Source organism: Sphingomonas sp., assembly GCA_019635535.1.
In the GTDB taxonomy this organism is placed as follows: Bacteria; Pseudomonadota; Alphaproteobacteria; order Sphingomonadales; family Sphingomonadaceae; genus Allosphingosinicella.
The window spans coordinates 1,813,312-1,824,970 of record JAHBZH010000001.1 but is presented as its reverse complement, the minus strand read 5'-3'; the positions used below and the strand labels follow the sequence as shown (position 1 = coordinate 1,824,970).

Annotated in this window: 11 protein-coding genes; 3 read left to right on the top strand and 8 right to left on the bottom strand. The window is 69.3% G+C overall.

Annotated features, from left to right (window positions below):
* Entirely contained in the window at positions 1-1,329 is a 1,329-nt protein-coding gene (rmuC, locus tag KF780_09370; protein MBX3562006.1) for a DNA recombination protein RmuC, read from the bottom strand.
* Positions 1,330-1,439: 110 nt separating this feature from the next.
* Between rmuC and KF780_09365 the strand changes: the two genes are divergently transcribed.
* Complete coding sequence (locus KF780_09365; GenBank protein ID MBX3562005.1) at positions 1,440-1,943, top strand: hypothetical protein; 504 nt, start codon at positions 1,440-1,442, stop codon at positions 1,941-1,943.
* A 159-nt stretch (positions 1,944-2,102) separates the two neighbouring features.
* On the opposite strand, the gene def is transcribed toward KF780_09365, so the two are convergent.
* Both def and recR read right to left on the bottom strand, forming a co-directional pair.
* Positions 2,103-2,645, bottom strand: coding sequence for a peptide deformylase (def, locus tag KF780_09360; protein MBX3562004.1), 543 nt, complete (start codon positions 2,643-2,645; stop codon positions 2,103-2,105).
* Between the two features lie 31 nt (positions 2,646-2,676).
* Positions 2,677-3,273: a recombination mediator RecR gene (gene recR / locus KF780_09355; protein ID MBX3562003.1), complete on the bottom strand. Its 597-nt coding sequence runs from the start codon at positions 3,271-3,273 to the stop codon at positions 2,677-2,679.
* A gap of 231 nt (positions 3,274-3,504) precedes the next feature.
* On the opposite strand from recR, the gene fmt reads away from it, so the two are divergent.
* Together fmt and truA are read left to right on the top strand one after the other, a co-directional pair.
* Positions 3,505-4,410, top strand: coding sequence for a methionyl-tRNA formyltransferase (gene fmt / locus KF780_09350; protein ID MBX3562002.1), 906 nt, complete (start codon positions 3,505-3,507; stop codon positions 4,408-4,410).
* Positions 4,407-5,156, top strand: a complete 750-nt coding sequence (truA, locus tag KF780_09345) for a tRNA pseudouridine(38-40) synthase TruA (GenBank protein ID MBX3562001.1) — start codon at positions 4,407-4,409, stop codon at positions 5,154-5,156. The genes fmt and truA overlap by 4 nt, the downstream gene beginning before the upstream one ends.
* Here the strand turns inward: truA and KF780_09340 are convergent.
* Genes KF780_09340 through KF780_09320 form a run of 5 tightly spaced genes read right to left on the bottom strand, consistent with a single transcriptional unit; the run spans position 5,098 to position 11,659 of the window.
* A complete protein-coding gene (locus tag KF780_09340) occupies positions 5,098-7,044 on the bottom strand; it encodes an amidotransferase 1, exosortase A system-associated (GenBank protein ID MBX3562000.1) in 1,947 nt (648 codons plus the stop codon). The genes truA and KF780_09340 overlap by 59 nt on opposite strands.
* 4 nt (positions 7,045-7,048) lie before the next feature.
* A complete protein-coding gene (xrtA, locus tag KF780_09335) occupies positions 7,049-8,578 on the bottom strand; it encodes an exosortase A (GenBank protein ID MBX3561999.1) in 1,530 nt (509 codons plus the stop codon).
* Positions 8,575-9,786 (bottom strand): TIGR03087 family PEP-CTERM/XrtA system glycosyltransferase, encoded by a 1,212-nt coding sequence (locus tag KF780_09330; protein MBX3561998.1) that lies wholly within the window; start codon positions 9,784-9,786, stop codon positions 8,575-8,577. Before KF780_09330 ends, xrtA begins: the two co-directional genes overlap by 4 nt.
* Positions 9,783-10,817 carry a FemAB family PEP-CTERM system-associated protein gene (locus KF780_09325; protein MBX3561997.1) on the bottom strand — a complete coding sequence of 345 codons (1,035 nt, stop codon included), beginning with the start codon at positions 10,815-10,817 and terminating at the stop codon, positions 9,783-9,785. The genes KF780_09330 and KF780_09325 overlap by 4 nt, the downstream gene beginning before the upstream one ends.
* Entirely contained in the window at positions 10,814-11,659 is an 846-nt protein-coding gene (locus KF780_09320) for a DUF3473 domain-containing protein (GenBank protein ID MBX3561996.1), read from the bottom strand. The genes KF780_09325 and KF780_09320 overlap by 4 nt, the downstream gene beginning before the upstream one ends.

The following is an 11,659-nucleotide window of genomic DNA, read 5'->3' as shown; positions in this document are numbered from 1 at the left end:
TTATTCGGCGGCTTCGTCGGTTTCGTCGGTGACGAGCTTGGCTAGCGGACGGGGCGCGGCTTCGACGACGGGAAGCGCCTCGATCTCCTTGGCGCCGCTCGACACCTCCAGTGTCTCGAAGCGCTTGGCCTGGGTCATCACCTGGCTTTCCAGGCTGCCGACGAAGGCGTTGTAGGCGCCGGTCGCCAGCTCGAGGTTGCGGCCCATGCGGGCGACATGGCCGCCCATGGTGGCGAGGCGGGAATGGAGCTCCTTGCCCAGCCGGGCGATCTCCGCCGCTTCCTCGGCGAGGCGCTCCTGCCGCCAGACGCTGGCGACGGTGCGGGCGATGGCGACGAGATTGGTCGGGGTGGCGAGCAGCACGCGCCGCTCGAACGCCCAATCCCACAGCGCATCGTCCTGCTCCAGCGCGGCGGTCAGGAAATGCTCGCCCGGAATGTACATGACGACATAGTCGGCGGCGTCGCCGAACTGCTCCCAGTAGTTCTTGGCGCCGAGCTGCTGGGCGTGATTGCGGATCGAGCCGACATGCTTCCGGAGATGGGCGGCGCGCACGGCCTCGTCGATCTCCTCGCTGGCGTCGAGAAAGGCGTTGAGCGAGCATTTGGCGTCGATGATCAGCTTGCGCCCCCCCGGCAGCCGCACGATCACGTCCGGCCGCAGCCGCCCGTCGCCGGTATCGACCGACACCTCGGTCTGGAAATCCGCGAATTGCGACAGGCCGGCCTGTTCGAGCACGTTCTTCAGGCTCTGCTCGCCCCAGCGCCCCCGCGCCTTGGGGCTGGAACGCAGCGCGTTGACGAGGTTGCGCGTCTCGTCGCGTACCTGGCTGTGGCCGGCATGAAGCAGGGTCACCGCCTCGCGCAGCGCCTCGTAACTGCCCACCCGTTCCTTCTCGACCTTGGTGAGCCCGTCCTCATAGCGTTTCAGCGTCGCCTCGACCGGCTGGAGCAAGGCTTTCAGCTTCTCCTCGCTCTTCTCGCCGGCCTGGCCGAAGCGCTCCTCGGCGCGCGCCAGAAACTGCTGCTGCGCCTCGCCGAGCAATTTTGAGCCGATTTCGTTGAATTGCGCCGCAAGCAATTCTTTCGCTTCGAGAAGTTCCTTCATCCGCGCGTCGAAATTGCGGGCATCGGCCTGCAGGCCGGACAATTCCTGCCTGGCCGCGTCGCGCTCCTTCGTCACCTCGTCCAGCGTCATCCGCAGCAGCTCGGACGCCTTGCCGCGCTCCTCGGCCAGCGCGCCGGCGCGGCCACCGCCGACCCACCAGCCGAGCGCCAGCCCGACCGCCAAGCCAGCCGCGATCAGCAGGATGACGACGAACGGCTCCACACATCCTCCGAAACGGAACGAAATGGGAACCTAGCCCAATCCGCACCGCCTCTCAAGCGGCGGGGAACACATGTTGTGGAAAAGCCGTTCGGAACGCGTCAGGAGACGCCATGACTTCACCGCGACTCGCCTTGCTTGCCGCCACGATGCTCGCCTTCGCCGGCTGCCGGCAGGCGCCGGAGACCGCGCCGCTGAACGAGCAGCCAGCCGCCGATGAGGCGGTGGACGCGCCGGCGGCGAATATCGACGACTCGCTGGCGCTCGACCAGCTCGCCGGGGCGCGCAATCACATGGCGCAGCCGGAAGGCTATGGCGCCCTGCCCCCGGACGACCGGGCGCTGCGTTTCGTGGGACGCTGGGCGACCGAAGTGCGGGGATGCGAGAGCGCCGCCTGGCGCTTCACGGCGGACCGGATGGAGACGCCGGCGGGCTCGGTCTGCACCTTCCGCGACGTGACGCCGGTGGAGGGCGGATACGACATCGCCGCGCGCTGCACGGCGGAAGGGCCGGAGCAGGGCGACACGATCCGGCTGCGCTTCGCCGAATCGGCGGGCGCGATGCTGTTTGAATCGGAAAGCGTGGCGGGCAATGGCCTGGTCTATTGTGGGTCGTGAGGCCCACCCATCATTCCGACGAAAGCCGGAGCCCGGTTACATTTTCCTTTCTTCTTCGCGCCTTCGCGTCTTCGCGTAAGATATTTGGTTCACGCGAAGGCGCGAAGAACACGAAGGAAGAAAGACCGATTCCGGCCTTCGCCGGAATGGCGGTTGGGATCAGGCCGCGCGGCGGGTGGCGGTTTCGCGGCGGGCCTTTACCAGCTTCTTGAGCAGCATGTCCCGCTTCAGACGGGAGAGGTGATCGATGAACAGCACGCCGTTCAGATGGTCGATCTCGTGCTGCAGGCAGGTGGCGAGCAGGCCGTCCAGCCATTCCTCATGCACCTTGCCGTCGCGGTCCTGCCAGCGGGCGCGGACCCGATCGGGGCGCATCACCTCGGCATATTGATCGGGCACGGAGAGGCAGCCCTCATTGTAGGGCACGGTGATCTCCGATTCTTCGAGGATTTCCGGATTGATGAAGACGCGCGGATCCTTGACCGGATCGCCATCCTCTTCTTCCGGCTCCTGCAGGTCGATCACGAGCAGCCGCTTCGGCACGCCGACCTGGATCGCGGCGAGGCCGATGCCCGGCGCCGCGTACATGGTCGCGAACATGTCGTCGATCAGGGTTTGCAGCTCGGCATTGATCTCCTCGACCGGCGAGGAAATCTGACGCAGCACCGGATCGGGCGTCTCGTAGATCGGAAGAATGGCCATGGGCCGGAAATAAGGGCTTTTGCCCTCGCCTTCAAGCGACCGGGCGGCGGGCGCGCAAGGCCTGGGCCAGCGTGCCCTCGTCGAGATAGTCGAGCTCGCCGCCGACCGGCAGGCCGTGGGCGAGCTGGGTGATGCGGACGGGCCAGGTTTCCAGGCGCTCGGCCAGATAGTGGGCGGTGGTCTGCCCCTCCAGCGTGGCGTTCATCGCCAGCACGACCTCGTCCACCCCGCCGGCGGCGACGCGGGAGATCAGGCGGTCGATATTGAGGTCCTCGGGCCGCACGCCCTCCAGCGCGGAGAGACGGCCGCCAAGGACGTGGAAACGCCCGGGAAAGAGCCGGGAGCGATCGAGCGCCCAGAGGTCCGACACCTCCTCCACCACGCAGAGCAGGCGCGCGTCGCGGCGCGGATCGGCGCAGATGCCGCAGGGATCGGTGGTATCGACATTCCCGCAGGTCGTGCAGGTGGCGAGCCTCTCGTTCACCTGTTCCAGCGCGCGCAGCAGCGGCGTCATCGCGCTTTCGCGGCGCTTGATGAGATGCAGCACCGCGCGCCGCGCCGAACGCGGGCCGAGCCCCGGCAGGCGGGACAGCGCCTGGGTGAGCGCCTCGATCTCGGGAGATGCCATGAGGCGGAGATATTGAGATGCGCAGCGGGCTGCAATCCTTCCCGGTACGGATTGGCAGGTTGGACTGCCCCCGGCAGTCCAAGATCGCGCCGGGGGCACGATCGACCTGCCAATGGGGACCATGCGAAGCACGGTGGAGGGGTCGAGGGAGTCCGAGCCGGCCCCTCCACCATGTCGCTACGCGCCACGGTCCCCCTCCCCGTACCGGGGAGGATCGGCTAGAGCGCTCCCATGCGTATCGCCTTCATGGGAACCCCGGACTTCGCCGTGCCGACGCTCGACGCGCTGATCGACGCGGGGCATGAGATCGCGGCCGTCTATACGCAGCCGCCGCGCCGGGCGGGGCGCGGCAAGGCGCTGCTCCCCTCCCCCGTGCAGCGGCGCGCGGAGGTGGCGGGGATTGACGTCATGACGCCAGTGACGCTGCGCGATGCCGACGCCCAGGCGGCCTTTGCGGCGCTCGACCTCGATGTCGCGGTGGTCGCGGCCTACGGGCTGATCCTGCCCGAGCCGGTGCTGGCGGCGCCGCGCCACGGCTGCCTCAACGTCCATGCCTCGCTGCTGCCGCGCTGGCGGGGGGCCGCGCCGATCCACCGCGCCATCCTCGCCGGGGACGAGCGGACGGGCGTGTGCATCATGGGCATGGAGAAGGGGCTCGACACCGGCCCGGTCTATGCGCGCCGCGAGACGGACGTGGACCGCAAGACGGCCGGCGAACTGACCGCCGAGCTGGCCGGGATGGGCGGGGCGCTGATGGTGGACGTGCTGGACCGGATCGGCGAGATCGTGCCGGAGCCGCAGCCCGACGAAGGCGTGACCTATGCGGCGAAGATCGAGAAGGCCGAGGCCAGGCTCGATTTCTCGCGCCCCGCCGATGAAGTGGAGCGGCAGATCCGCGCCTTCAACCCCGCGCCGGGCGCCTATTTCGAATATGGAAATGAGCGAATCAAGGTACTTGCGGCTGATATCGTCGATGCGTTCGGAGCAGCGGCCAACGTGCTCGACATGGCCCTGACGATCGGCTGCAACGGCGGCGCGATCCGTCCCACGCTCGTGCAACGGGCCGGACGGGGCGCGATGGTGCCGTCCGAATTGCTGCGCGGCTTTTCGATCCCGCCGGGCGCGGTGCTCTGGTGACGCGGTTCCGTCTCACCGTCGAATATGACGGGCGGCCCTTCATGGGCTGGCAGCGGCAGGCGCATGGCCCGTCGGTCCAGCAGGCGATCGAGGAGGCGATCGGCGCGATCACGCATGAGCAGGTCACGCTCCACGCGGCGGGACGGACCGATGCCGGAGTCCATGCGCTGGCGATGACGGCGCATGTCGATATCGACAAGCCGATCACCGCCTTCCGGCTGGCGGACGGGACCAATGCGAAGCTTCGGCCCTTGCCCGTCGCGATCCTCGCCGCGCAGGAGGTGGACGAGGATTTCCACGCCCGCTTCTCCTGCATCGGGCGGCGCTACGTCTATCGCATCGTCAATCGCCGCGCGCCGCTGGCGCTGGAGGCCGGCAAAGGCTGGCGCGTGCCGGTCTGGCTGGATGCGGACGATATGAACAAGGCCGCGCAGGTGCTTGTCGGGAAACATGATTTCACGACGTTCCGCTCCGCGCACTGCCAGTCGGACAGCCCGGTCAAGACGCTGGACCGACTGACCGTGCGGCGGCTGGGCGAAGTGATCGAGATCGAGGCGGCGGCCCGCTCATTTCTCCACCATCAGGTGCGATCGATGGTCGGCTGCCTGGAGCTGGTCGGGCGCGGCAAATGGGACAAGACGGACCTCAAGGCGGCGCTGGACGCCGCCGACCGCGCCGCCTTGGGCTTCAACGCGCCGCCCGACGGGCTTTATTTCGCCGAGGCGAGCTATCCGGGCGAGCGCTGACCTCGCCCAGCCCGAAGACGCGCTGGAGGGATTTCTCCAGCATCAGCAATTGCCAGAGCGTGCGGCCATGTTCGGCGCGGCCGGCGCGGTGCGCTTCCGACAGGCGGCGGATCGCCTCGCCATCGAACCAGCCGGTCTCCAGCAAAGCGGGGCTGCGCGCGATCGCCTCGGCCCGGTCGGCGAGCGGGCCGCGCAGCCATTCGGAGATGGGCGTGACGAAGCCCATCTTGCGCCGGTGCAGGATCTCGTCCGGCAGGCGATCGCCGAGCACGCGCTTGAGCAGCCATTTGCCGGTGCCGCCGCGCAGGCGCATCCGGGGCGGCAATTTGGCGGCGAACTCGATCAGGCGGTGATCCAGCAGGGGCTCGCGCGCCTCCACGCTGACCGCCATCGAGGCGCGGTCCACCTTGGTCAATATGTCGCCGGGCAGCCAGATCTTCAGATCGGCATATTGGGCGCGGGAGAGCGCGTCGTTCGCGGGCGCATCGGCGAAGGCGCGGGCATAGCGATCCTCGGCGCGGTGGCCGTGCAGCGGCGCCGTGAAGATCGCGCGGCGGATCGCTTCGGGCGTGACGCCGACCGCCATCGCATAGGCCTCGCCGCTCGACCGGCTCAGCGCCTGCAGCGTCGTCCTGGCGCGGAGGAATTGCGGGGCATTGTCGAGCTTGGGATAGACATCGCCCAGCCGCCCCGCGAACCGCCCCAGCGGGCCGGGCAGGAGGCTGCGCGCCCGGTCCTCGCCCCGGAACAGGCGGTAGCGACGATAGCCGGCGAAGGCTTCGTCCGCGCCGTCGCCGGAGAGCGCGACGGTCACCTTCTCGCGCGCCAGCTCGGACACGCGGTAGGTGCCGAAGGCGGAGGCGTCGGCGAAAGGCTCGTCGAAGGCCTCGGCGAGAATGTCGATCAGGCCGAAATCGGCGGAGGCGACGGTGCGGCTGCGGTGGCTGGTCGCGAACAGCTCCGCGACGCGGGCGGCATGGGCCGTCTCGTCCAGTTCGGCCGCGTCGAAGCCGATCGCGCAGGTCTCGACCGCGCCGCGGCTGGCTTCGGCCATGAAGGCGACCACGGCCGAGCTGTCCACCCCGCCCGAAAGGAAGGCGCCGAGCGGCACGTCCGCCACCATGCGCGAGCGCACCGCCTCGCGCAGCCGCTCGACCAGCTCCTCGCCCAGCACCCGCGCCGAGCGGCGGTCGGGGCTGGAGAAATCGACATCCCACCATTGCACCGGATTCGGGATCGATTTGCCGCGCCGGATATGGAGGAAATGCCCGGCCGGCAGCTTGCGCACACCCGCGACGATCGATGTGTCGTCGGGGACATAGCCATAAGCCAGATAATCCTCGATCGCCTGCGGATCGGGCGTGCGGCGCAGGCCCGGATGGGCGAGCAACGCCTTCAGCTCGGACGCGAACAGGATCGCGCCGTCGGCGAGCTGGACGAGGTAGAGCGGCTTCACGCCCAGCCGGTCGCGGGCGAGGAACAGCGCGTCCTGATCGGCATCGTAGAGCGCGAAGGCGAACATGCCGTTGAACCGGGACAGGCAATCCGGGCCCCATTGCCGCCAGGCGGCGAGGATGACTTCGGTGTCGCTCTCGCTCTGGAAACGATGCCCCTTCCCTTCCAGAACGGCGCGGACTTCGCGGAAATTGTAGATCTCGCCATTGTAGGTGATGGCGACGCGGCGGTCGGGCGTCAGCATCGGCTGCGCGCCGCCGTCGGTGAGGTCGATGATGGCGAGGCGGCGGTGGCCGAAGCCCACGCCCGGCGCGGTCCAGATGCCGGAGCCGTCCGGCCCGCGATGGACGAGCATGTCCGTCATCGCCTCGACCCGCGCCGGATCGACGGGCTTAGGGACGTCCGGATGGAAGATGCCGGCGATGCCGCACATGGGCCTAGTCCAGCCCCGCCAGGCGATCGGCGAGCGGGGCTATCGGGCCGAGCGCGGCGAGGAAATCGTCGATCGCGGGGCGCGGGCTGATGCCGCCGGCCGGCGCGGACGCGGAAACGACCAGCGCCACGGCGCGTTGGGGGCCGCCGATCAGGCGCACCTTCATCGTCTCCAGCTTCACCCTCATGCCGCTCCCCGTCACGATATCGCCGACGCGGTAGAAGCTCGCGACCTCGCGCACCAGTGCGTGCGAGGCGATCCGCTCCGCGCGTCCGTCCGGCGGAGCGGGCGCATCCGAAAGCCAGGTCCAGGCGCCGCCGGGCGCGACCGCGCCCTGGCCGAAGCCGACCAGCTCGCGCCCCTCGTCCTGATGGGTGAAGACGGCGACGGCGAGATCGACCTCGCGGCCCTGCGCGTCGCGATAGCGGGCCATGGCGAAGCGATCGGCGCCGGTGAAATTGGGGCGCCAGGGCGTGCCGCCCCGCGTCCCCACACGCTGCCAGCCGGGAATGTCGGGGAGTGCGAAGGTCGCGGGGAGATCGCGCACGCCGCCCGCCGAGACCGCCGAGGCCCAGGCGACCGGCAGGACGGCGAGCGCCAGCGCGGCGACGGCGGCGAATGCAAGCGGGGTGCGGCCGGGCGCTTCGGCGAGTTCGGCAGGGTCGAACCAGGAGTCGCCGACGCCGCGATCGAAGAAGCGCCAGCTGAGGGCCAGGATCAGGCCGATGACGATGGCGAAGAAGATGCCGCCATAGATCACATGGTCCATGCCGGCGGCGAATTCGACGCTGCCCGTGCGCTCCGCGATGTAGATGGTGGCGAAGGCGCGCACGCCGTTGGCGAGGATCGGGACGATCAGCGAGACGGCCATGAAGGCGATCCGACGCGGCCAGGAGCGGAAGCAGACATTCGCCGCGAGCGCGCCGAACGCCGCCATCGCGATCAGGAATTTGGCCCCCGCACAGGCCTCCGCAACCTCGAACAGGCCGACCGGGGTGGTGATGAAGATACCCTCGATATGGGCCGGGATGCCGGCCAGGCCGAGGAGGAAGATGACGATATCGGCGGTGATCAGCTGTAGCACCGGCACCAGTTCCTCGCCCGCCGGGATCAGGAACAAGGCGTAGAAGATCGGGAAGGCGAGCGCGCGCGAAACGGACTTGCCGAGACAGGCGATCACCGCGCCCTGCAGCATCAGCACCAAACCGGCATGGCGCGCGAGGCCGACGCCGCCCGCTTCGCCCAGCAGCCAGCCGAAGCCGCCGAGAGCGAGCCAGAATAGGCCCGGCAGCCAGGCGGAGGGCGTCAGTTCGCGCAGGCCCGGCGCGCGCTGCCAGACCAGCCAAGCGATGATCGGGAGGATCAGCAGGCAATGATTGAAGGTGGAGGCATTCCACCAGATCGCGACCATGTCCGCCGCGTCGGCATGGAACAGAGCCAGAAGCCCCGTCCAGACGAGGCCGAGCGCGATCAGGTGCCGGCGCCAGGCGGAAGGCGCAGCGGCGGCTTGCGGGGCTGGCCAGGCGAGCGTCATGCCGCGGCCTTCCGGCCATGCGGCGCGACGATGTCCGCGAGCGGCGCGAGGCGGGAGTTCCAGGAATAGCTCGTTTCCACCAGCTTGCGGGCGGATACGCCGAGCTTCGTGGCGGTTTCGGGGGCGGCCAGCAGGTCGTTGATCGTTGCCGCCATCGCCTCGGCCCCGTCCGCGACGATCAGGTCGCGGCCGGGCTCGGCTTCGATTCCCTCGAAGGCTTCCGGGCTGGCGACGACCGGCCGGGCCATCGCCATCGCCTCCAGCACCTTGTTCTGGATGCCGCGCGCGATCCGCAACGGGGCGACGACGATGTCGGCGGCGGCGAGCCAGGCGCGCATGTCCGACACCGCGCCGGTGACACAGACGCGCGGACCGGCCAGCGCCCGAACCTCGGCCGTAGGATTGCGCCCGGCAATGACGAAGCGGCCCGGCACATGGGGGAGCACCTCTCGCGCGAACCAGCGCACGGCGTCGATGTTCGGCGGATAATCCATCTGGCCGGTGAAGAGCAGGATCGGCCCCTGCCCCGCTTCGGCCGCGGCGAGCCGGGCGAAGTCGGCCCTGGGATCGAAAGCATCGAGATCGATGCCGTTGGAGAGCGCGGCGATGTGCGGAAGCCCGGTGCGGGCGCGGAACAGGGCCGCCTCCGCCTCGCTGACGAACAGGGACGCATCCGCCCGCGCGGCGGTGGCGCGCTCGAAGGCGAAGAGCTTTGCCGTCTCGCGCCGGTGGACCCAGCGCATCGGGCCGCCTGCTTCGGCATAGGAGGCGAACTTGGCCGAATCCATGTCGACGAAATCCATCACGAAGCGCGCCGGGCAGGGATCGGGGACGAATTGCGCCATCTGGCCGGAAAAGGCGAAGATCGTGCCGATCCGGCCGGCGCGGAGCAGTCCATCGACGAAGGCGCGAAGATCGGCGCTGTCGAACAGGGTGAGGGAGACAGGCTTGCCCTCGACCAAAGCGCGGGCGCCGGCCGCGGCCCTGCCGGTGCGGCGGATTTCGACATGCGCCTCGCCAAGCGCCCCGGCCAAAGCCTCGCGCAGAGCCGGCAGGCGGGCGGCGTCCGCTTCGTCGTCGGCGAAACAGGCGAGATGGACCCGGCTCAGCCCGGCCAGATGCCGCAGAATGTGCCAGGAGCGGATCTTGTCGCCCCGGTCCGGCGGGAACGGGATGCGGTGGGCGAGGAAGAGGATGTCCCGGCTCATCCCAGCCCCCGCGCGATATGCGGACCGATTCGGTTGGCGAGCCAGAGCGGCAGGCGGCGCCAGAGCGCGATCCGGAGCCGGTATTTGGGGCTGAGCGGATTGGCGTCACGCGCGTCGCCCCACTGGGCGTAGCGGAGCCGCTGCGGCTCGAAGCCCCAGTTCTTCTTGAAGGCGAAGGCGCCCGTGCCGGTCTTGGAGCGGCCGAAATCGAAGCGCGTGCAGCCGCGCGCGGCGGCGTGGCACATCAAGGCATAATACATCAGCTCGTTGGCGCGCGCCGCGCGGGCTTCATGCGCGCCGCCGCCCCAATAGGGATAGACGGTGCCGCCCATATAGAGGCTGAGCACGCTGCCGAGCGGCTTGCCGTCCTTCGAAACCGTCAGGATATCAGCTTCTTCACCGAAAGCATCGAGAACGGCTTCGAACAGGCTGCGCGGGAAAACGGGCGTGCCGAGATTGCGGACGCTTTCGGCGTAAATGCGGTGATGGGTCGACACATCCCGGCCGATCGTCACCTCTAGGTCGAAGCCCAATGCCCGGCGCACCTCGGCGCGCTGCTTGCGCGGGATCGCCTTCAGGATCGCCTCGTCACCCTTCGGGAGATCGCGGACGAAGCCGGCATAAGTGCCTTCGCTGACCCGCCAGCCTGCGGGGGGCGTGCCGCCGCGCAGCTCGATCGCCGGGCAGTCCAGCCGCCCCGCCAGCTTCACCGCCTCCTCGGCCAGCAGGCGCGACGCGGCAGGGTCCGACGAGAGGATGCCGCCGTCCACGCCGAAGCCGGCGGAGGCGAGCAGGCTGCCGAACAGAGGCGAGCGGATTTCGCTGAGCGGCAGGAAGGCACGGATCGCGCCGTCCTGTTCGGCGACCAGAAGGTGCGCGCGCTGGCCCGTTCCCGCCTCGATCGCACGGCTCCATTGCGGCAGGTGGAAGGGCGTCGCGTCGGCATGCGCACGGACGAACGCCTCCAGCGCCGGCTCGGCGGGATCGGCGATCCGCACGACCGGCGCGGCCAGGGGCGCATGGGCGTTCACGGCAGCCGAGCCCGTTCCGCCGCGGCGATTTCGTCGGTGCGTGCCCAGGCATGAGAATGAAGCAGTTTCAGGAGCTTGTGGCGCATAACGGAGAGATTGGTGTAATGGCGCAGCTTCGACTTCAGCGGCGCATTTGCGACGCGCGGCTGGGCGGGATCGATCTCCCAGGGATGGAAATAGAAGATGGCCGGGCGCGCTTCGGCGCGATTCACCCGGCCCACCGCCCAGTTGGAGAAGCCGTAGGGCAGCAGCCGGAAGAAGCCCCCGCCCCCGGCCGCCATGCGCCGGCCCGCGACGTCCACGGTGGTGACGGGCAGCTCGATCAGCTCGGCGCCATCCACGGGCCGCCAGGCGAAACGGGGCGACTCGCGCCAGCCATAATGATCGTGCGCGACCGGCGCGACGGAGGAGGAATAGGCATAGCCCTCCTCCGCGAGCACCTCATGCGCCCAGGGCGTACGCGCGTCGATCGAGAAGCTCGGCGCGCGGTAGCCGGTGACTTTCTGGCCGGACGCATCTTCGAGCGCCTGGCGGGCCCGGGCGATGTCGGCGCGGAAGCCATCGGCATCCATCGTGAAGACGCGCTTGTGATCGAGCCCGTGGCTGGCGATCTCATGACCTGCCTCGGCGATCCGGCGAATGAGGGCCGGATGACGCTCGGCGACCCAGCCAAGCGTGAAGAACGTGGCCTTCACCCCCGCTTCGTCGAACAGTGCCAGCACGGCATCGGTATTGGCCTCGACCCGGCGCGGGAGCGCGTCCCAGTCGGCGCGGTCGATCACGCCTTCGAAGGCGCCGACCTGAAACCAGTCCTCGACATCGACGGAGAGGGCATTGCGCAT